19 protein-coding genes are annotated in these 20,533 nt (G+C 54.3%); all 19 read right to left on the reverse strand.

The genetic code is table 11. The features are described 5' to 3' along the window. Positions 1–39: 39 nt before the first annotated feature. The 19 genes from PEH01S_RS09080 to PEH01S_RS09170 all read right to left on the reverse strand — a co-directional run bounded on the left by PEH01S_RS09080 (position 40) and on the right by PEH01S_RS09170 (position 20,337). Positions 40–936 carry a PP2C family protein-serine/threonine phosphatase gene (locus PEH01S_RS09080; RefSeq protein ID WP_025844382.1) on the reverse strand — a complete coding sequence of 299 codons (897 nt, stop codon included), beginning with the start codon at positions 934–936 and terminating at the stop codon, positions 40–42. A 3-nt stretch (positions 937–939) separates the two neighbouring features. Next, on the reverse strand, positions 940–2,607 hold the full coding sequence (locus PEH01S_RS09085; RefSeq protein ID WP_127484964.1) for a DUF6382 domain-containing protein: 1,668 nt from the start codon (positions 2,605–2,607) through the stop codon (positions 940–942). A gap of 31 nt (positions 2,608–2,638) precedes the next feature. Next, the gene (locus PEH01S_RS09090) at positions 2,639–3,163 is read right to left on the reverse strand and encodes an A24 family peptidase (protein WP_025844380.1); all 525 of its coding nucleotides are present in this window, start codon (positions 3,161–3,163) and stop codon (positions 2,639–2,641) included. Between the two features lie 2 nt (positions 3,164–3,165). Next, positions 3,166–3,825, reverse strand: coding sequence for a TadE/TadG family type IV pilus assembly protein (locus PEH01S_RS09095; RefSeq protein ID WP_127484966.1), 660 nt, complete (start codon positions 3,823–3,825; stop codon positions 3,166–3,168). 9 nt (positions 3,826–3,834) lie between these two features. Further along, a complete protein-coding gene (locus PEH01S_RS09100) occupies positions 3,835–6,120 on the reverse strand; it encodes a hypothetical protein (protein ID WP_246062853.1) in 2,286 nt (761 codons plus the stop codon). Positions 6,121–6,149: 29 nt separating this feature from the next. Continuing rightward, the gene (locus PEH01S_RS09105) at positions 6,150–7,178 is read right to left on the reverse strand and encodes a hypothetical protein (protein ID WP_174807115.1); all 1,029 of its coding nucleotides are present in this window, start codon (positions 7,176–7,178) and stop codon (positions 6,150–6,152) included. 27 nt (positions 7,179–7,205) lie between these two features. Continuing rightward, a complete protein-coding gene (locus PEH01S_RS09110; RefSeq protein WP_127484968.1) occupies positions 7,206–7,424 on the reverse strand; it encodes a Flp1 family type IVb pilin in 219 nt (72 codons plus the stop codon). A 47-nt stretch (positions 7,425–7,471) separates the two neighbouring features. Next, entirely contained in the window at positions 7,472–8,335 is an 864-nt protein-coding gene (locus PEH01S_RS09115) for a type II secretion system F family protein (RefSeq protein WP_127485025.1), read from the reverse strand. A 12-nt stretch (positions 8,336–8,347) separates the two neighbouring features. Continuing rightward, positions 8,348–9,175, reverse strand: coding sequence for a type II secretion system F family protein (locus tag PEH01S_RS09120; protein WP_127484970.1), 828 nt, complete (start codon positions 9,173–9,175; stop codon positions 8,348–8,350). A 26-nt stretch (positions 9,176–9,201) separates the two neighbouring features. Beyond that, complete coding sequence (locus PEH01S_RS09125) at positions 9,202–10,422, reverse strand: CpaF family protein (RefSeq protein WP_025844371.1); 1,221 nt, start codon at positions 10,420–10,422, stop codon at positions 9,202–9,204. Next, positions 10,419–11,531, reverse strand: coding sequence for an AAA family ATPase (locus PEH01S_RS09130; RefSeq protein ID WP_025844369.1), 1,113 nt, complete (start codon positions 11,529–11,531; stop codon positions 10,419–10,421). The genes PEH01S_RS09125 and PEH01S_RS09130 overlap by 4 nt, the downstream gene beginning before the upstream one ends. Positions 11,532–11,830: 299 nt before the next feature. Then, positions 11,831–12,463, reverse strand: coding sequence for a class I SAM-dependent methyltransferase (locus tag PEH01S_RS09135; protein ID WP_025844367.1), 633 nt, complete (start codon positions 12,461–12,463; stop codon positions 11,831–11,833). 39 nt (positions 12,464–12,502) lie between these two features. Further along, positions 12,503–13,540, reverse strand: a complete 1,038-nt coding sequence (locus PEH01S_RS09140; RefSeq protein ID WP_025844365.1) for an SAM-dependent methyltransferase — start codon at positions 13,538–13,540, stop codon at positions 12,503–12,505. Then, positions 13,540–14,313 (reverse strand): ABC transporter ATP-binding protein, encoded by a 774-nt coding sequence (locus PEH01S_RS09145; protein WP_025844363.1) that lies wholly within the window; start codon positions 14,311–14,313, stop codon positions 13,540–13,542. The genes PEH01S_RS09140 and PEH01S_RS09145 overlap by 1 nt, the downstream gene beginning before the upstream one ends. Positions 14,314–14,327: 14 nt before the next feature. Then, the gene (locus PEH01S_RS09150) at positions 14,328–14,669 is read right to left on the reverse strand and encodes a cyclic-phosphate processing receiver domain-containing protein (RefSeq protein WP_025844361.1); all 342 of its coding nucleotides are present in this window, start codon (positions 14,667–14,669) and stop codon (positions 14,328–14,330) included. Next, positions 14,666–15,514, reverse strand: a complete 849-nt coding sequence (locus PEH01S_RS09155; protein WP_025844359.1) for a deoxyribonuclease IV — start codon at positions 15,512–15,514, stop codon at positions 14,666–14,668. The genes PEH01S_RS09150 and PEH01S_RS09155 overlap by 4 nt, the downstream gene beginning before the upstream one ends. A gap of 13 nt (positions 15,515–15,527) precedes the next feature. After that, positions 15,528–16,337 carry an Fpg/Nei family DNA glycosylase gene (locus PEH01S_RS09160; RefSeq protein ID WP_025844357.1) on the reverse strand — a complete coding sequence of 270 codons (810 nt, stop codon included), beginning with the start codon at positions 16,335–16,337 and terminating at the stop codon, positions 15,528–15,530. Positions 16,338–16,399: 62 nt separating this feature from the next. Continuing rightward, complete coding sequence (locus PEH01S_RS09165; RefSeq protein ID WP_127484972.1) at positions 16,400–18,055, reverse strand: ribonuclease H-like domain-containing protein; 1,656 nt, start codon at positions 18,053–18,055, stop codon at positions 16,400–16,402. Continuing rightward, entirely contained in the window at positions 18,052–20,337 is a 2,286-nt protein-coding gene (locus PEH01S_RS09170; protein ID WP_127484974.1) for a DEAD/DEAH box helicase, read from the reverse strand. The genes PEH01S_RS09165 and PEH01S_RS09170 overlap by 4 nt, the downstream gene beginning before the upstream one ends. Positions 20,338–20,533 lie beyond the last annotated feature (196 nt).

Genomic DNA, 20,533 nt, shown 5'->3' on the forward strand with positions numbered 1-20,533 from the left:
TCGCGCTCGACAATTCATTATAACATCAGTAGGCGCAAGTTATCCAGATGATAGACTTGACAGGAGCTTGCGGCCGCAGCGATAAAGCCGGCGAAGCCATAGTCCGCAGTATAATCGCAGCCGCTCTTTCGCATTCTTCTTCCCCGTCACAGGCTTGAGCAAAACAACGCTGATATTGTCGTCGGATTTTCGCTGCAGCGCCTTGGTCAGCAGCAAGTCGCACATTTCCTGCAGATCGCTGCCCTTGCCGTTCGCCGCACGCAGCAGCGCGGCAATGGATCCGGGGTGAAAGCGGTCGTGAAAACCGTCGCTGCTCAGCAAAAATAAAGTGCCCGGTGCGCAGTAGCCCGAGCGGATGTAGACGTCAGGCGGTTCCCCCATGCCGAGGGAGTGAAGCAGCACATTGCGCTTCGGATGACTTCGTGCGCGCCGTATGGACATTCGCCCGCGGCGGACTTGGGCGGATACCCACGTTTGGTCCCGGGTCAACCGCTTGCATCGGCCTGCCGGCGCTAGCCGGTAAATGCGGCAATCCCCGACATGTGCTATGAAGTAGACGGCATCCGTCAATAGCAGGAGCGTCAATGTCGTGCCGAGACGGCCGCCGCTGCTCCGCCCCGTTTCGACCAGCTCCCGGTGAACGGCAAAAAACCATGCTTCCGCCTCACATTCCAATCTTGCCAGACAATCTCCTGCGGAAAGCAACGCGGGGACCTTGGCGTCAAGCCATTCTTTCAACCGACGAATGGCCAATTCGCTGGCTTGCGCGCCGTCCTCCGAGCCGCCCATTCCGTCGGCGATCGCGGCAGCGGCATACGGAATGCCTTTCGCTGTCTGTCCCACCCGCAGCAGCGAGCGGTCTTCGTTGATTGTACGGAACCATCCCGTATGCGTAGCGGATCCATATTGAAAATGGACGGCAATCGTCGGTTTCACGCGTCAGAACCCCATTTTAAATGTAAATTCAATCGATACGATCTTAACTATATCACCTTCCTTCAACCGATGCACCCGATAAGGCACCAAAGATTCGCCATTAACGGTTGTTCCGTTGCGCGACCCTAAATCTTTGACGGCATAGCCTTCGTCATCCTTAACAAATTCGGCATGCAATCGGGATACTCCCGCTTCCTCGTGGGTCCAATCCGCACCCGCTCCGGCGCGTCCGATGACGAAGCTGTTTTTATGAAGCTGTATTTGCTCCCTGACGCCGTTGCGGCAAACTTCCAAGCATGCGCATGAACGTTCCGAAGGGCGTGACGCTTTGCCTAGAAAGACCGTTGCGTCCTGCGGCGCAAGCAGCGTTGTTCGCATTAACAGTTCCGAGGATTGGGGCGGCGTTTCGTATGACAGCGACTCCCCATACGGAAATTGGTTGTGTGGGGCCGCCGGAGAAGAAATAGGGTCCGGCTCCTTGGGACGTCCGACGTCCGGCATAACCGGATCTCCCGGAGCGGCAAAGCCAACCGGCGATGGCGACGCCAAACCGACGCGGCTCATAAAGCTTGCCTGGCCCCCGCTATCCGGCTCAGGCCATTTTTCGTTGTCGGACTCGAAGAACAATCCCGGTGCACCCTGTTTCGACACCTCGAATGAAGCCTTTGCCATTCTGAGAAACACCACCAATGCTCCCGCCGTAAAGATCAGCGTCAAACCGATACACATCCAGAGCATGGTATCGCCAGGATCGTCAAGATAAATTTTCCAAACAAGGCACGAAGCGAGCAAGGTAAGTAAAATAACGAACAATTGCTTCCTACGTAATTCAGGCCTCGCTTTGGGTACTGCTTCGGTCTTGGATATTCCAGGCTCCGTCGAAGGCTGAGGCGGGGACGATACCGGTACCTGTCCACCAATCGGCTCATACACCGAATACTCGTTGCGAACCGCTCTTGGGGTGTCGCTGAACGGCTGCTCCGGACTATGAAATAACGCAGACTCCGGATGGACGGAAGCTCTGAAATGCTGCGGCGGAGCCGTCCTCCCCGCCAGCTCTGATCCCGCAGGCGACGCATGCTGCAAAAGACCGATCTGCTTCAAGAGCAACTGCTTAAGCTCGGGCAAATTGAAAGCTTCCTCTTGAAAATAACGCATCAACTCTTGAAATCCGCTGCCCCGGAGCTCGATTACCCGATGAATCAAACGCGACGCCAGATGTTGGAGATCCGAAGAAACCGATTCCTTCCCCTCCAAATGTTCCTTAGGGATATAAGTTAAATACAAATCATGAAAACCGGCTCCGCAATATATGTACTCCTCCTTTAGGACGTATCTGCCGGGCTGAAGCATGTATACCTTGCTGTCGTCGAGCACTTCGACAATATGCAGCAGCAGCGCATAATATTGGCCCAGCGAAAGCTTCTCCATTCGCAGCCAGTGACTGAGCATTCTTTTCCCGGTAATGCCATAATACAAGCATACATCTCCGTTTCTTGCCTCTACCTGAACTTCTAGCAGCCGCGGAATCCGGTTAGCCGACAGCATATTGACTTGAAAATTCGAGAGGTCCTGCTGCTTCATCCCGGTCGATGAAGAAAGTACCATGAAATGACCGTTCCGGTTGTCGAAATCGACTTTCAGACCGTATAGCTGCTGGTCCAATGTCATTCTCCCTTCCTTTTATTTTCCGTTGATCAAGTTAAATGCCAAATGCTTCCCATTGCATGATCGTAATTACGACACCCGGCAGCACTGCCCACATGAATGGAAAACGGAGTCGGCCGTCGGATGCGGGATCGGACTTCAGTACAGACAGCTTGCGGAATGCAGCGAGCTGAATAAGCAAAAATCCTGCATGGGTCAGCCGTTGAACGCCGTCGCTGCGCCATAAAAGCACAAGCAGCGCAATCAGTCCGGCGCATATGAGTGAAGCTGCCATGGCATAGAGAGAGAACACCGCACCGGTAAAGGCTCCCAGCGCAGCAAACAGCTTTACGTCTCCAGCCCCTACCGCACGCAGCACATACAGGGCAAGCATCGGAGCGAAGCCGCAGGCTAGTCCCGCAGCGGAAAACGCCAGCCCGTTCCAACCGGTCGTAGCCAAATGAAAAATCAATCCGGAGATTGCTCCCGTCACGGTGAGCCAATTTGGAATTTTTTGTTTCGTGATGTCCGTAACGAACGCAACGGCCAGCATTACCGCAGCAAACCAAATACCGAGCATGCTTATCCCCCTATCCATGCGCGCTCCTGCGCTTTTTTTCGAAGTATGACGGTTTTCTTAAAAAAAGGTACTGCGAATGTATACTCATACTGCGCTTCGATAGCAACATAAGCCTTCTCCCGGTCGTCAAAGTTTGGAAAATGAAAAGAGGTAACTTTGAATTTTCGCCGATCAAGGCTTCCCATATCGGCAAACGATGCAATCATTGGCGTTGCCGCTTCGGCAACCTTTTGTTCCACCTTTTTCTTCGCCTCGTCCTTTGCCGAGCTGCCAAGCGCTTCCAGCTGTTCTCTTCGCTCTTTTTCCCAAGCGACCAAACGAACCACAGGCTCAGGAATCCACTTGCCGTAGTCCTCCACGAATTGTTCGGAATCAATAACCGTTTGTCTGGCCGTGTCCAGTTGAGTAACCACGTTACCCAGCCAAGCGCTGGCTTGGCTGTTCTGCCATCGCGTTTGCCCTTGTCGGTACAGCAGCTCGACCGGGTACATGTTTGCAGCAATGACTTTAGCCGATTCCGAGACGGCAGACTGCAGCGCCATCTCAGCCAAAGATACGCGAATAAACGCAATCAGCAGAAGAAGAAATGCCAGAAAAAAGGGCAGCACGAGCGCCGCTTCAAGAGTGATGCTTCCTCTCTGCTCTTTCGTCCATCGCAACATACTGGCCTCCTAATATGTAAAGTCTGCCGTTCTGGTCATCCGGCAGCGGTTACCGCTTACCTCGCAACCGGAGAACCCGCTTTTCCCCACCAGCTTCATGATAGCCGGTAAAAACCAGAGCCGGTACGAGGTTGAAACACCTCCCGAGACATACGTCGTCATTTGATAAAGCTTCTGTTTCGTGTTCAATTCGATCAGCGCCTGCAGCCGGGACAACAAAACGGACTCACGGCTATGAAGCAGCAGGAATAATCTCAAGTAATCTTTATATCCCAGCGTCATTACTCCGCTCAGTTTCTGGGACAGCGGGACCTGCTCGCCTTGAACGAGCTTCATCATGTCCGCTTGAGCCCGAATTGCGCCTTCCGTCACCGCAGCCAGCAAGACCAGAAGCGGCGATCCGGCGGCGAGCACTTCGTTGCGGGGCTCAAGCAGCGCTTCGGTCGTTCCAATCGCAAGCCGTACGGCGAACATTTCCGCATAAGCCGACGAATAATTGCCGCTGCAAGTATTCGAGCCGTAAATTAAATATTCGATTTCCTGATTGGTTAATTCATGGCCTGCGGGATTGGATAGCTCCTTGGACGTTTTGGGCCGGCCGAAGGCATCCTTTTCCAGACCAAGCGTCCGGTAGCTGAATTTGCTGACTGCAAATTCATCGATGTAAAACTCGTCCCGCACCTCCGTCAACAGACCTTCCAGTGCAGAGACCAGCTTCAACGAGCTGGACCCGGCCTGATCCGGTGTTTTCAAGTTAACAGTTGTCACAGGAGAAATTGCCCCGGCAGCTTGGTTCATTTCCAAATACGACTGATAGAAACCTTTACTGCCCGCCGTCTTCGGATCGCCCTGGAGCTTGCGGTAGCTTTCCTCATACGGATCGACATTCGATACAAGAGTGCAGCTGCCGATTGTCCGCCGAAACTCGTCCAGAATCGGCTGCGCTTTAGCCCTTTGCTCCCGCTTAGCCGCTGCCGTCGCTTTGTTTTTGTTCTGACGCTCGGTTTGCACCTTATTTTGTTTGGCGTGCCATTCATCCACAGCCGTTTTAAATCCGTTCAACGCCGTTGTTATCGTAGAGTATTTTTGCTTCGTAAACATGAGGTTGTCTTCAAGTTGAACCCGTACGCTGGAAAATTGGGCTACGGCCGTCCCTACTCCCGCTTCCCACTGTTCTAGTTCCACGCGGTCAATGAAATGCACGAAATTGAAGACATCCTCGGCCTTTAACGGCTGACCCGAACCGTTTTGCTGCCGAACCTTGCTGATTTCGGCATTCAAGTCATCGTTTGCTTTTTTAGCCAACTTCATCGCTTCCAAGAACGCATCCTTATGTTTGGAAAGCGCCGCATCGTCAAGCACAGCCTCGCCTTTCAATAATCCGAGCAGAGCGGCATATTTGGTAAAATCGTCCAAAAGCTGTTGAAGCTCCGCTACTTTTTGCGCCGCTTCCGTCGCTTGAAGCTGCAATTCGTTTTTCGTCTGATTCAGCTGCCGGATCGAATCGGCGGCACCTATGCCGCCTTGAATCAATGACATGATCGAACCGTCGATTTGCTTGATTTGGTCGTTTAGCGCCTTCAGCGTAGCTTGCGCCGACTGCAACGAGGCTCGTATATTGTCCAGCGTATGGATGCCGATTTTCTCACTTAGTGCGTTCAAATCGCGAAGCTGCGTATCGTAATGCGGATGCAGCACTTCAGATTTTTGGCGTATCGCTCGAAAGGCCTCCCAAGCTTCGTCCAGCCTATGATCACGTTCCTCTAGCAACTCTTCTACTTTGACTGCATTTTCGGCGAATTTCGAAGCTTGATTCAACTGAACATCCAGCCCTGTTTTTTTGAATTTGTCGGTCAGTTCAAGCGTATAAATCATCGGAGCCCGGTATTTCATCTCCTCCAATATCTGCTGCTTGAAGATCGTATGACTGGATAAGGCGTAAATCGGTGTTACCTTGACCGAATCCTCTTCCAAACGCTGATCTATAAAACGGAATTGACCAGGCTCCGCCTCGCCGGACAAATTGCCGGCCACCGTTTGCTTGAAAATCTCATCCCCCTTGGTGCCGGTCAGATCCGTACCAAACAAGCCATAGGCTGCCAGCTCCGGAGAAAAAGCGGAAAGCGTCGAGCGAACCCCGGATTTTACGGCATTCTCGGCCTCCTTATCCGCGGTCTTCCACCTTGCGACATCAATCAGCAGCCCGCACAGCAGAAACAGAGGAACAAGAATTAGGATCAGATAGATCGATACGGCACCGCTTTGCTCCTTCCATAGCTTTAGCAACCTCCTCAAAAATGCACCTCCGGATTTCCTCGATTCCGTTACTCGTGAAAGACGACAACAATTCCTTTTTGTTCCAGTTCGCGCTTTAACCCTTGGGACAGCTTCACTTTATCGTTCTTCGACAGCTTGAAAAAATGCCATACCACGCCTTTAATTTGAACGCCCTGCTTCAGCAGCTCCACGTCTTTTGCCATTTGCTCCCGCAAATTTTTTTCATTAAAGGTGTAATAGGCTTGATGCCCCACGCCGGAAGCGTCCAAGGCATCGACAACCCGGACGGTTTCCGGGGTAACATTAAATTTCTTACTTCCCCCGCCAACCAAACCACGTAAATGCTCCGCAGCTTCACTTTCGGAGGTGATTTTTACCGGTTCCTTGACCGAGGTCTTCGGGTCGACCATTGCTTTCAGCGCATCCTTCGGCTTGATTCGTCCTTGGATTTCACCAATAAAAGTTCGGGTCAGATCTGTCAGCCGGATCGTTTCGATCGGGTCAATGATATAGGATTGGGACGAAGTTTCCACATCAGCTTCTTTTCCCCACCATTTACGTGCCAAGGAAGGAACGTGAAACTTTTTTTCCAAGGCGACGCGAATGTAACGCAAAAAACCATGATTCGTATAATCAATCTCTCCTCGTAGCTGCTCCGGCAGGCTGCCTGCGGCCCGGGACAGCTTGCCTGCCGGACCGCTTTGACCTGTTACTGGGCCGGATGTCGGAAGCTGAACGGATACGGGAGCAATAGGGAGCAAAAAGCTGAACAAATTCATCACATGGTCGTTCGTCAGTCGCCAATACAAGCCATCCGTTTGTCCCAGCCCAACCGATCCGGTGACCGGATCTTTCCTGCTGTTGTCCCAAATATAAGCCGTCCGGTCCGCCGTCAATGCAGCCGTATAATGAACGGAAGCTTGCTGATAGGCAAACAGCGACAAGAAAATAAGCAGCAATGTCGCGATTAAAATGATAGGCAGCGTCAGGGACGCCTCAATCGTAAATTGACCGGAATGACCGTCGAAGAAACGGCGCACCGTTATAACGAACGGCCGTTTATAGATAAAGCTCATGAACTGTGTCATGTTGGCAGACCAAGGTTAGGGCGTGCCTAACTTGCTGTCATCGATATTTACATTTTTGGAATCCTTTATTTCTTTACTTGCATCGTTAAATAAGCTTTCCATCCACTTCGTGATCCACTTTCGGAAGGCAATCGCAATAATAAGAAGCACTGCAATGATTAACAAAATCTCAAGCGTACCGAGCCCGTCTTCTTCTTTCCAAAACCGATACCACGCCGTTTTCAAGACTTCCATTCCTTTTTCCTCCTCTATTGTCATAAGACGATATGTCTGTTTCTCGGTTAGTTCATCATCATTAGAGCAGGCGCCGCCACCATAACCATGACGACGAAAAATATCATGACCATTGGAAATACCAGCTTGGACGCCGCTTCCTCACCAAGCGTCTTGGCAAGCGCCTTACGCTTCTCCCACAGGTTGACGGACAGTTCCCTCAAGGCCAGTACCAGCTCGTCGCCACCCCGCTTATAGTTCAACAACAGTGTTGTCGTGAACAGCGAAACCTCCTGCATTGCGCACCGCTTGCTGAAGTCCTCCATCGCTTTGGAAAAAGACACGTTCACCTTAAGGGCGTGAACGGTTTCTTTCAATTCGGCCATTAACGGACTGCTGACAGCTTCTTTGCCATTGACAATTCGTACCAGAGCCTGCGGTACCGTTTCGCCCGCACCAACCAACAGCATCAGTTGGTTCAATACTTCCGGAAGCTCAATCAAGATGGACTGTTTCTTCCGTTTAAGCTCCGCGGCCGCTTGTTTGTACAGTAGAAACGGAACAAAAAGCATCAATGGCAGGCTATAAACAAGCATCTCGGCTTCTCCGGCAGCCAAACCCGCCAAGGTGCTAAAAATAAGCAGGCTGTATGCGATAATAAGCGTTTTGGCTGCAAACCATTTCGTTTCCGAGAGCGCCGGTTTCGCTCCGTGTAGTCCTATCATAATGCGATGCACCTTGCCGAGCGGCTCGGATAATCGATCGGCAAGCTTCGTCCGGTCCATGAACCATAAGCCTGCCGGGGCGAGCCAATAGAACGCATCCGAACGCGAAAGACCTCGATCGTCGCGCGCCCACGGAGCATACTTTGGAAATCCTGCCCAAGCTGCACCTGCAACGGCCGACAGCTCCAACAGCAATAGTGCGAGCATCCACAATTCGTTTCACACCTTTATATCCATAATTTTTTGTGCCAAGGCAAAGCAGCCGAACAATATCCCAAGAGCACCGGTCATGATGAGCAGGCCTCCGCCTTGATACAGCGGTTCCATATAATCCGGCGTCATCCAAGCGAGTGCTGCAATGAGAATGACGGGCGCAACCGTGAGCACTTTGGATTCGAATTTTTTTTGGGCCAGTGTCACCTGGATGTCCTGCTCGATATCCAATTTTTCTTGAATCATGACAGCCGTTCGCCGAACGACCTGAACCAGACTGCCGCCCGTCCTCTTGCATATCACGAATACGTCTGCAAACTGGCCGATCTCGTCGACATGAGCCCGACGGCTGAAGTCAAGTAGACATGCCTCCACAGTTTCACCGTTTTGCAGCCGCCAGATGATCAGTTCTAGCTCGCACACAATCATCGCACCGGCGTCGGGATACAGCAGCCGCAGGTCGTCAAGCGCCTCTGTAAAAGACGATTCGATCGAACGGCCGGCCCCCATGGAAGAGGCCAGTGAAGCAAGCATTTGTTTGAACTGCTGTTTAAGCTGTGCCTTCCTTTTTGCTATGATGGCCTTCCGCCGCATGACGGGGTAATAAAGCCCTGTTAAGGCAAACAGTCCGGCAATCAAAGGATTTTTGTAAAACACCATAGCTATCCCCGCCATGACGGCTGCGCCGCAAAAGATAGCGGTGGTCTTTTGTCCCCATGTCAGTTGATATTCGTTATAATCCGGAAGCTTTGCTTTGGAAGCCGCAGGCGCCGGTTTCGTGCCGAAAGACAACCCCGCAAAGGCGCGCAAACGGCCGAAAGCCGATTTGTTCATGTTTGATATCCTCCCCCTTTCATCCGTTAGATCAGGCCTGCCATCTCCAGCTTCCATGTCCCTGCCAGCTCATTCCCGGTCGGCTCAAGCTGCCCGATGACTTTGCCATCCGACGTTTCGCCCGTTTCCACGAACCGGTATAGCGGATTGAGCTTCACCTCCCCTTCGTCGACCCCTATTACCTCAGTAATTTCCGTCACCCGTCTGGAACGGTCGCGAAGACGGGTCAAATGGATCATGACATCGATTGCCGATGCGATTTGCTTGCGCGCAACTTCGACAGGCAGGCTGGCACCGCTTAAGACCATCGTCTCCAAGCGACTCAGCATATCCTGAACCGAATTCGCATGCCCCGTCGATAACGATCCCTCATGCCCAGTATTAAGAGCTGCCAGCATATCCAAAGCTTCCGCCCCCCGAACCTCCCCGACAATGATGCGGTTCGGCCGCATCCGCAGCGACGACCGGATCAAATCGCGAATCGTAATTCCTCCTTTTCCTTCCGTATTGGCATTGCGGGTTTCGAGGCTAACGAGGTTCGGCACGCCGCGAATTTGCAGCTCGGCCGAATCTTCGATCGTAATGACGCGCTCTTCCGGCGGAATATATTGTCCCAGCGCATTGAGAAATGTCGTTTTCCCCGAGCCCGTTCCCCCTCCGATAAACAAATTGTATTTCGCCTTGACAAAGCGGATAAGCTGATCCGCCGCTTCACGCGAGAGCGCCTGACGTGCAATCAGATCGTCCAGCGTCAGCGGGTGTTCCGGAAACTTCCGGATCGTCATCGCCGGACCTTTTAACGCAATCGGCGGAAGGACGACATTGACGCGGGAGCCGTCCGCAAGCCGGGCGTCGACGATCGGAGTCGACTCGTTAACAATCCGGTTGACCCGTCCGACGACCGCTTGAATCGTATCTTCCAGCTTCTCTCTGCTTTCAAAGCGGATATCCGTCTCCAGCACGCGGCCGTCTTTTTCAACGAAAATCTGATCATGGGAATTGATCATTATTTCAGTAATCGTCCGATCGTCGACGAGCGGCTGGAGCACGTCCAACCCGCGGAACGAATGAAACACCTCTTGCACCAACGTCTGCTTTTGTCCCGCAGTCAAAAATGATTCCCTGGAGTAAGCAAACACGATTTGCTCAATCTGCTCTATGAGCTGCTCGTCCGACAAGGCATTTCCATAATCCAAGCTGTCCTGAACACGCTGTTTGATCAACTGCTTTACGGTGACGTCCCTCATCTGTACCGCGAACCCTCCCCGCCGGCTCTAACCAAGCCGGAAGCAGCCAAGGCAAAGGCCGGCGACATCATATCCTCCACCCGCCCAACGCCTTTCCATTCGGGGACGAAAGGCAGTTCGCTGCTTTGTGCAAACCCATACGCTTCGAAGCGGTTCGCCGTCTGTCCGGCTTTTTTGTTATGTACGAAACGTACCCGATGCAGCCAGTCTGACGCTCGCTCCCTGGCAGTCCAGCTTCGGAGCAGTTCGGCGTTTTTGCTCAAATGTACGCAGTCGTCCAACAGCAGCCATAGAACAAGATCGGCCTCTTGAAGCGCCTCCCTTGTCGCCACATGCGGCGCCGAATCCAAATCGATTACGATACGGTCGTACATCCTCGTACCTTCAATCCCTTGCAAAATGTGCTTCAGATCGGACGCTTCCATCTCCGCCAGTTCTTTCAGATGCATCGACGGAGGAACATAGTCGAACTTGAAGTCGGGATGTTTCCTTTTGAGCCCTTCCAGCTTGGAAGAAATAAGCGTTGGGGTTGTCTTGGCATAGTATAAAAGCTGGGAAAACGATTCCGTTTCCTCAGCTCCTGCCTGGGCATACCAGGCCCTGGAAGGGAGGAGCTCAAGTCCCAAACAGAAGACGCGCTCTCCTTGCTGGGCGAGCTGGTACGCCAAATGAACGGCCGTTACCGTTTTTCCAGCCCCGCCGACAGCCGAATAAACGGCTACCGTTCTCGCTCCCCGGTTCCCCCGCAGCGGTTCTCCTGCACAAAATTCGTTGTAATGCGCGGTAATCGCCGATAACAGCCTATCCAACGGCTGGTACTTGAACATAACCGGATATTCGAGCAGCCCGCCCTCTCTTGCCGAATCGCTGATCATGACTGTACACCCCGGTTTAAGCCCGAATACGGCTTCAGGCAGCGGCATAAGCGATTCGTGCACCATCATGATCAGCGGTTCTTTGGTTTGTTCTACAAAGCGGACCCCATCGTCCATCGACGTAAATACACGTATACTAAACCGTTCCGCATATTCGGACGAGCGGACATAGGCGGAGAGCATCTCGCCAAAATAAGCATCCGCGTCCAACAGCACCAGCATAATTTGAGCCACCGGCGCTCCCCCTTCCTTCGCATCTGTGCATCAAGCTTATTGCCGCGGTATTTCCATTTACTTCGATACTTCTTCCCTGCGATTCATAGATCACATGCTTCCAATTCCCCCTTAGAAACACAAAAAAAGCACACACTGACAGGAAATCCATTCCTTGGTCAGCGGTGCTTCCGCTTTTGTAAATATGCAATTAACCGTATTATAGCATAAAAAATGGGAAGCGCAAGAGTCCCGGGCAAAAATTACGTTTCCGTTTTGACTGCCCCCTATCTATGCGTCTTGCCCCGTTGTAGCGCCGACTAACGAAAGCCGGGCTTGGTTGCTGCCAGCACCCAGACCACCTTCGGTTTGTCATAGCGATCCATCGTTTGCTCCTGTAAAAACGAGACTTGCCATTCCTGAAACAACTGTTCCAACTGCGGACGGTCGAAAAAACGCTTGTGCTTCCCGTCCAGCTCATAATAATTCGCCTCGACCAGCCTTCCTTGTCCGGCGCCATATTCGAAGTCCCTCGTCGAATTGACCCGGCACCAGAGCTGCCCGCCCGGCTCAAGCACCCGGGAAATTTCCGCGACAATTTTCCCGGTATCGCTCCAAGAGAAATAATGGAGGCTTAAATCCGAGACCACCGCCCGAGCCGAACCGTCCCGAAACGGCAGCGGCCGCAGCAGATCAAGCCGCTCCGTCTTGGCCTGCGGCACGAGCTTTTGCACCAGCATAAGCGCTTCGGCCGAACGGTCGCAAGCAATGACGGAGTAACCTTTTTCCGTTAAATACATCGTATCGTTCCCCGCGCCGCAGCCAAGATCCAAAATGGGGCCCGCCTCGGACGGATCAAGACGTCCTATGAACGGTTCCAGCCACCTATCGTATTTAACCTGCTCCGGCCTCAGCTTGGAAAACAAGTCGTTCCAATAAATCGCATCCGACATTCGCAGACTCCTCTCGGCACGCATTGTCAGAAAAACCGGTCACCCTTGTTTCATTAAAAACAGCGTAAGCTCCTCGCGGTTGTGAAAAAGCTGCTTCGCTTGCTGCAGCTCCAGCTCCGGTGCCAGATCGCTCACCACTTCGCGAATCGTTTGAAACGCCTTCTTATGCATCAGCTTCACCGTGATGATAGCCGTTCCACCCGGTTGCAGGGCACCCAACAGTCCCCGGACAAGCTTGGCCATTTGACGGTGACTCCAGCTCATGTCGCATACGAGCAGATCGAATGCGTTCGCCGCAAACGAAACCTCATCCGCCTTTTTCTGAAAATACGTAAGCTGCGGATGACGCAGCAAAGTCGCATCCAGCTTGGCCGGATCGACCGCGGTTACCCGAAGTCCGCGCTCCAGCAGCAGCGACGTCCACCCGCCCGGCGCCGCCCCGATATCGAGTGCCGCCCGGTACTGCGACAAATCCAAGCCGAAGGTGTGCTCCGCCTCCAACAGCTTGAACTTGGCTCGGGATACCTGTCCCTCCTCCTTGCGGAAGCGGATGGCGCCGCCGGACCAGTCGGACAAATTGTCCTGCGGCCGGGACAACCCGAAATATAGCTTAGCCTCCGTAAAATACAGCGAAAGGATCAGGTCCGCCTCGCGCGATACCGGATTCGCCTCGTATACCGTTGCCAGCATCTCGTCAATGGAAGAGCGCACCGACGGCAGAGATAGGTTCGCTAAAGCTTCCCCTTCTGCTTTTCTGGCTTGTACCGCTATGTCCATCTGCTTCAGCGACGTTCCCGCCGGGGCAAGCATCTCACGAATATGGTGAATCGTCTGATCAAAAGTACCGTCCCACGATTGCTCCGCGTCGACCGGCTGCATGTGCCGCAGAAACACGGGCTCCTGCGCCAAAATGCGGTCAATCGTATCGCCGCGCTCAAATTGGGATGTAAATGCGAACACTTCGCCCGGAGCCAGCCATTCGAATTTAACCGACGGCCCTAGCAGACGCCGAAGCTCTTCTTGCGCCTGCTGGGCGAATCCCCGGTTGGACGTGCCGATAAATGTCGAGTCGTTCATCATAGCACCTTAATCCAAGGCCGCTCTCCGGACCATTCGATCCGGATCGGCACTTGATACGCCTTTGCCAAATTTTCCTCGGTCAACACTTCCCGCTTCGCGCCGGAAGCAATAATGCGTCCCTGCTCGATCAGCACAACGTGCGTGAAAAGCGGTACGATCTCTTCGATGTGATGCGTAACATAAACGACAGTCATTTGCTGGCCGCCGAGCACGTTGACATTTTCAAGCAGCCGTTCACGTTCGTACAGGTCGAGGCCAGAACAAGGCTCGTCCATAATGAGAATGGACGGATCGGTCATTAAAGCGCGAGCCAGCATCACTTTTTTCCGCTCGCCTTGCGATAGCGTACCAAGCGGCTGATTGGCCAGATGGGCAAGCTTCACCCTGTCCAGCATGGCAATCGCCTTTTCGCGGGCCGCCTGCGGAATTTCTTCATAGAAACGCAAGTAACCGAATTCGCCGGTGGCAATCACTTCCCACACCGGGTCCCCGGCATTTAATTTCTCATAGAGCGATTGGCTGATGTAACCGATCTGCTTGCGTACTTCGCGGACGTCGCATTGCCCGTATGTATTTCCAAGCACCTGCACTCTGCCCCGGGTAGGGAACTCGTAGCCGTTCATCAGCTCCAGAACCGTCGTTTTTCCCGAGCCGTTCCGGCCGAGCACGACCCAATGCTCCCCTTGACGAATATCGATATTGACCCCGGACAAAATATGCCGGTCTTCGCGGATAAAATGAATATCTTGCAAGGATAAGACCATCGTCATGTTTAATTCACAACCTATTCTTGTACAGTTTCGGAAATTTCCGCAAGCAGCCCGGGAGGCATCGGACCGTTCGTCAGCCGGACGTGTTCCGGCTTGCTCGCATACAGCATTTGAAACATTTGCTGACGGCCCGCCTCGCTCGACGTATGTAAATAAATGCGCTGCGGAAATAAACCGGCGCTTGCCATCGTCCGGACCAAGTCCATCCCGTTGGGCTGTCCCCAGCCCAAGTCGTAGTCGAGCGAAAGCACGTCCACCTCGCATTCCTGCAGCAGCAGCAAGCATTCGTCCACGGTACGGGCAGGTACGAAGCCTTTCGGACAAGCGCGATAATCGTCCAAATAAACGTGGATCACCCTTCACTCAGCTCCTTGACATATCGAATCTCCGAAGCGTGCGTGCTCCCCCGCAGGACAGGCGTTTCAAGCACCGCCGGAAGGTCGGGCATCGACTTGAGCACAGTCGAACGCAGCAGCGAAGCGAATCCGGTTTCTCCGATTTCGCCCCGGCCGATCATGGCATGCCGGTCTTTATGCGCGCCCCGCGGATACACGGAATCGTTCAGATGAATGGCCCGGAGGTGCCGCAAGTAACCCGTCGCTACCGCATGCCGCTCCAGCTCCGGCCATCCGTCCCGAGAGGAGGGCCATAAGCCCGAGGCAAAAGCATGGCAGGTGTCGAGGCAAAAGCCCACAAGCCCCGGATAAGCGCAAAGATTCCGCACCTGCACGAGCTCTTCAAGCGTCGTCCCCATGGAGGTCCCTTCGCCCGCCTGGTTCTCAATCAGCAGCAGCGAACGGCCCGTATAGCCAGCAAGCGCTTCATTGATACATTGTATAATATTTTTATAGCCTTGTAACGGGTCTTCCCCTTTATATTTGCCAAAATGGACCACGACGCCGACCGAGCCGCACGCGTCCGCAATTTCAAGATCGTTGCGAAGCGAGGCGATCGTCGCCTGCCGAAGCTCGCCCGGGCCTACGGCAAGATTCGTCGGATAAGGAGTGTGAGCAATGCTGAGCAGGCCGCGCTCGCGGCAAAATCGGGCGCACTGCTCGGCGTCCTGGCGGTTGAACGACTTTACGGTCAGGCTTCGCGGATTTTTGGGAAAATATTGGAACGACTGGGCTCCAAGCTTTACCGCCGTCTTCGCCGCTTCCGCATAACCGCCCCGAATACTGATATGACAGCCGAAACGCATGGTCAACGCCCCCTCACCTCTGACAGACAAGACAGCAGAACGATTTTTTGGACGAGACGTCGCGTCTGGCAATCGGGTTGCCGCAGCGCAAGCACGGTTCTCCTTCGCGGCCGTAAACCCGGCAGCGGCTGTCGAAGCCGCCCGTAAGCAAGTCGCCAACGAATAGCGGCATTTCCATGTACCCGCCGCCCTGAGTCGCTTCCGTCAGCACTTCGCGCATCGAGCGATATAAGCGGTGAAGCTCTTCGTCGGACAGCGCGTTGGGACGCCGGGAGGGCAGGAGACCCGCTTGATAGCAGATTTCATCGCTATAGCAGTTGCCAATGCCCGCAAAGACGCTTTGATCGACAAGGTTGCTTTTGAGCGTACCAGCTTTTATGCGCAGACGCTTGGCGAAGCGGTCAGGCGTCAGCTCCGGATCGAACGGCTCGGGACCGAACTTATTCATCAGCTCATCGACTTCCAACGGATTATGAAGATGCAAATAACCGAGCCGCAGCCCGATAAAAAACAAGTGATAATCTCCGAAGCCGAGCCGCACTTGAACGGACCGGTCGGGCTTTTCCTCTCCCTTGCCGTAGAACATCATGCCTCCAAGCATTAAATGAAGCACCAGAACGTTGCCTGACGTTAGACGAAACAGCAGATGCTTCGCTCTCCTGTCAATGCTGGAAACAGACTGACCGATAAGCTCCTGTGCCCATCGCTCGGGCGTCACGTTAATCGATTTTTCTCGTGCGACCTCGGTATCCGTCACGGTCCGGCCTATAATTCGCTCGCTAAGCAGCCTACGGTAATTTTCCATTTCGGGTAGTTCAGGCATCGTCATTGCTCCTTTCGGATCATGATCTTACCATGTATTTCCACCCAGAAGCGAAAATATACTTACAGCGGCATAGAAAGCTGTTCCGCCTCAGACAGGCCGGACTTTCTTTTTCTTGTCGACTGAGGAACGCGGGCCATAACGGGCTCTGCCGCCTGAGCCGGAGCTGATGCCGGAACTGGACCAACCGACCCTGCGGATCGCTTTGCCCGCGACCGGGCGCTCGATTTCGTCGACAGCGAAGAATCGGACGATTCCCGCCCAATCGCACCCGTCGCATGCATTGCACTAGCGGCAGAAAACGCTTTTCGCCGCAGTCGTTCGATTCGCTTGCGCAGGCTGACGGCGTCGGAATCCTCCTCCCGCACCTCTTTTTCCCTTGCCCGGTTGCCGCCGTGTACGGACGCTTTACGCTCTCCGCTCCGTTTTAAGGCGTCACGCCGCCAGAGGTGGTCCAGCGCTTCCTGGGCATAGGCAAGAGCGCGCTCCCACTCCTTTTCCTTATGCTCGTAGTACATGGACAGCTCGATATAAGGCTCCAGCGAAGCTGTCGCCCGTCCGCCCTTCAGGGCGATATAACGGCTCCAGAGCGAACAGGCTTGCGTATAGCGTCCCCGGCGCTTGCAAAATTGCGCAAGCGGCAGCAGGCACGGCTCTTCGGAGGCAAGCTCGTCCGCAGCGAGAAGCTCTTCGGCGAGAGCGTTCATCACCGTGTCAGCCATGCCGCTTCGACCGATTTTATCGAGCCACAGGCCGAGCCGAAAGCACTCCTCTAACCCGAATATTCTGGCGCGGGACCAATCGTAGGAACCGTTCAGCAAGCAGGCAAAATGAACCGCTAAGCCTGCCAGCGACAGCACATCCAGCTCGTTGTGCACGAACACGCCTTCCAAAACGGAAGGATCGCGCTGCGCCAAATATTGAAAATAAAGCGTCGGCGCAAGCGAGCCCGGCACATCTTCCTCCCGCCTGACGCCAAGCCGTTCTTCCTCTACTTTCCCTAGTCGGCACGATGGGAGCGTATGCTTCCACAAGCTGCGGGACGGATGCAAAAAATCGATGTGCCCTGCAGGCTCGGCGGACAGCTCCAGCCGATTCATAATGTAGCGGTTTTTAACAATCGGCCAATCGAACGATTTGCCGTTATAGGAGATTAACACCGGATGCGCGGCAAGCTTTTGCTCCAAATAGGCCAACATCGCCGACTCTTCGCCGGGATGCCGGATCAGCATCTGCTCGATATGATATTGGTTGCCTTGGTAAAATCCGACTCCGACCATAAACGGCACGTTGCCTGCGCCATGTCCCAGACCAGTCGTCTCGGTATCCAGAAAGAGCAGCCGCTCATGGAACGGAGCGTCCGAACGATCCGCCGCGGCACTGCCGGCTGTCGGCTCCAATAGCGTAAGCAGCTCCTCCGCGCAGGACGATAAACGGCCAAGCTCATACTGCCCGTGAAGAAACCCCGCTTCGTACGTGCGGCGGCGAATAACGAATTCGCCCCACTCCGTCTGCTCCATAGCCGCGCCGACAACCGCCCATTCGTCAGACTCGACCGCGGACGCCTGCCCGCTTTCTCCAGCGATCTCCCGAGCCTCTTCGCTCGGCCCCGGCGGCTCCTCTCCCGCGGACGTTTGAATCTTGACTTCTTCCTCGCGTTCCTGCGTACCCGAAATCGACTTTTTGTGCCGCAGCAGCCTTTCCTTGAGCGAGCTCATCGCGAGGCCTCCAGCTGCTTCAGCAGCCCGAGCGACAGCTGCTTCCCGGTCAGCCCGACTTCTTCAATCGGCCCGACACAGGCCGGACAGCCGCTCAAGCAGCCGCACGACGAAATCAGGCGCTGCGCTTCGGCGAGCAGTTCTCCATGCACTTCGTACAGCCGCTCGCTGAGCCCTACGCCGCCCGGGTAACGGTCGTAGAAAAATATCGTAGGCTGCTTGTTATGCACCGCCTTCACCTGCGGAACAACCCGGATGTCATGCGGATCGCACATCAAGTAAAGCGGCGCGATGTGCACAAGCACGTTCGCCAGCCCCAGCAGCGCAAACTGCATATCGTTGACCGTCATGCCTGCGGCAATCTCGTCGTCGAACGTAAACCAGTAAGAGCTCGTATGCAGCTCCTCTTCCGGCAGATGGATCGGCCCCGATCCGATATTTTCGTGCGTCCGAAGCTTGATTTTTTTGAAAATCGTCGCCTTCGCATTCACGGTCACTTCGCCGAACTGCCGCTTGAGCCCCCGGTCAATCGCCTCCCGGTGCACATGCAGCACCTTTAACTGGACGGCCAAGCTGGCGTCCGTAAAATAATCGACGTCGACCTCGCGTATGTAAGCCTTCTTCTCCTCGTAATCGAGCTTTTCCACCTGATATTGCACGCCTTCGTGGATATAGATCGCTTCCTCGTGAATCATCGTCGGGGCGCTGAACCGGTCCACCTCGCCGATGACCCGGGCGCCATTCGTCATATCGATGATGATGAAATTTTCCTGCGCGGCCGAACGCAAGCTGATGTCATGCGCCGGAAACGACTGCTCCATCCAGTGCCACCTGTTTTTGACACGATGCAAAATGCGTTCCTCCGTCAAAAATTCCAAAATATCATGCAGGGATTCTCCGCCGAATTGCTCGTTTTCTTCGAACGGCAGCTCGTAGGCGGCGCACTTGACATGGTCGACCAGGATGATGAGGTTGTCCGGCTCGATCAGCGCCCGCTCCGGCGGACGCTCGAAAAAAAATCTGGGGTTCTGGATCATGTATTGATCCAGCGGATTGCTGCTCGCCACGAGGAACGTCACGGAGCTTTCCTGCCGTCTCCCGGCGCGGCCCGACTGCTGCCACGTGCTCGCGATCGTGCCGGGATAGCCGTTCAGCACGCAAGCCTGCAACTGCCCGATATCGATCCCGAGCTCGAGCGCATTGGTACTGACAACGCCGCGGATCTCCCCGCTGCGCAGCCCCCGCTCGATTTCGCGCCGCAGCTTGGGCAGATAGCCTCCGCGGTAGCCGCGAATCGATTTCGTGCCCAGCTCGTGAGCGACCAGCTCCTGCAAATAGGTAAGCAAAATTTCGACCCGCACGCGGCTTCGCGCGAAAACGATCGTTTGAATGCCTTGGCGCAGCAGCATCGCGGCGATTTTTCTCGTCTCCAGCACGCTGCTCCTGCGGATCCCAAGCTGTTGGTTGACGACGGGGGGATTGTAGAAGACAAAGTGCTTCTCTCCCGCGGGCGCACCGTTGTCGTTGACAAGCGATACGCGCTCCCCGATTAGCCGCTCCGTATGATCCTTCGGATTATCGATCGTCGCCGAAGCGCAAATAAACTGCGGATTCGAGCCGTAAAAACGGCAAATCCGCTTCAGCCTACGGATCACGTTCGCTACATGACTGCCGAACACGCCGCGGTAAGAGTGAACCTCGTCAATGACAATAAACTTTATATTCTCAAACAATTTTACCCATTTCGTGTGGTGCGGCAAAATCGCGGAGTGCAGCATATCCGGATTCGTAACGACGATATGCCCGGCATTGCGAATGGCCTGGCGAACGGTCGGCGGCGTATCCCCGTCGTACGTATGGGTCTTGATGTCCGCGCCCATGGCGTTCGCCAGCTCTTGAAGCTCGGCCACCTGGTCTTGAGCGAGTGCTTTGGTCGGAAACAAATAAAGCGCCCGAGCGCTCTCATCTTTCAAAATGCCCTCAAGTACCGGCAGGTTGTAGCACAGCGTCTTGCCCGACGCCGTCGGGGTCACGGCCACGACGTGGCGCCCCGCGCTTACTTCGCGGAACGATTGGGCTTGATGTGTATATAATTGTCCGATGCCCCGGGCGAGCAAGGCTTCCCGCAGCCCTGCGTGCAAGCCTTCCGGGAATGACTCGTACCGCCCTTCCCGCGGCGGAATCGTATGCCAGTAAGTCACCTGGGACATCAGCTCGGACGACGAGCGGATCAGATCGATCATTTCTTCGATGGAAGAAACCTTGCCAGTCAAACGGTTCATAACTGCAGCTCCTTTTGACGGTAACGTTCCTTCCATTATATCGAATGCATGTTCGCGTGACAATCTCTTTTCTTATCGGAGCAAAGTCGAACGGTATCGGAATGACGCGCCGGAGCGGTGTTGAAGCTTGAAGAAAGCATGTCGTATCCTGCGCTTTCCCGGGAAAAGCTTTTCGCAGCAAAGCTTTGCTTTAAAG

Source organism: Paenibacillus ehimensis NBRC 15659, from assembly GCF_004000785.1.
Taxonomy (GTDB): domain Bacteria; phylum Bacillota; class Bacilli; order Paenibacillales; family NBRC-103111; genus Paenibacillus_G; species Paenibacillus_G ehimensis.

Bases quoted from the DNA above. Each gene is read 5' to 3' on its own strand.
- PEH01S_RS09110 (WP_127484968.1), bottom strand. From the start codon at position 7,424: ATGGAAGTCTTGAAAACGGCGTGGTATCGGTTTTGGAAAGAAGAAGAC.
- PEH01S_RS09135 (WP_025844367.1), bottom strand. From the start codon at position 12,463: ATGTCGGATGCGATTTATTGGAACGACTTGTTTTCCAAGCTGAGGCCG.
- PEH01S_RS09170 (WP_127484974.1), bottom strand. From the start codon at position 20,337: ATGAACCGTTTGACTGGCAAGGTTTCTTCCATCGAAGAAATGATCGAT.
- PEH01S_RS09120 (WP_127484970.1), bottom strand. From the start codon at position 9,175: ATGAACAAATCGGCTTTCGGCCGTTTGCGCGCCTTTGCGGGGTTGTCT.
- PEH01S_RS09105 (WP_174807115.1), bottom strand. From the start codon at position 7,178: ATGAGCTTTATCTATAAACGGCCGTTCGTTATAACGGTGCGCCGTTTC.
- PEH01S_RS09125 (WP_025844371.1), bottom strand. From the start codon at position 10,422: ATGAGGGACGTCACCGTAAAGCAGTTGATCAAACAGCGTGTTCAGGAC.
- PEH01S_RS09115 (WP_127485025.1), bottom strand. From the start codon at position 8,335: ATGCTCGCACTATTGCTGTTGGAGCTGTCGGCCGTTGCAGGTGCAGCT.
- PEH01S_RS09090 (WP_025844380.1), bottom strand. From the start codon at position 3,163: ATGCTCGGTATTTGGTTTGCTGCGGTAATGCTGGCCGTTGCGTTCGTT.
- PEH01S_RS09085 (WP_127484964.1), bottom strand. From the start codon at position 2,607: ATGACATTGGACCAGCAGCTATACGGTCTGAAAGTCGATTTCGACAAC.
- PEH01S_RS09160 (WP_025844357.1), bottom strand. From the start codon at position 16,337: ATGCCTGAACTACCCGAAATGGAAAATTACCGTAGGCTGCTTAGCGAG.
- PEH01S_RS09140 (WP_025844365.1), bottom strand. From the start codon at position 13,540: ATGAACGACTCGACATTTATCGGCACGTCCAACCGGGGATTCGCCCAG.
- PEH01S_RS09095 (WP_127484966.1), bottom strand. From the start codon at position 3,825: ATGTTGCGATGGACGAAAGAGCAGAGAGGAAGCATCACTCTTGAAGCG.
- PEH01S_RS09145 (WP_025844363.1), bottom strand. From the start codon at position 14,313: ATGACGATGGTCTTATCCTTGCAAGATATTCATTTTATCCGCGAAGAC.
- PEH01S_RS09165 (WP_127484972.1), bottom strand. From the start codon at position 18,055: ATGAGCTCGCTCAAGGAAAGGCTGCTGCGGCACAAAAAGTCGATTTCG.
- PEH01S_RS09155 (WP_025844359.1), bottom strand. From the start codon at position 15,514: ATGCGTTTCGGCTGTCATATCAGTATTCGGGGCGGTTATGCGGAAGCG.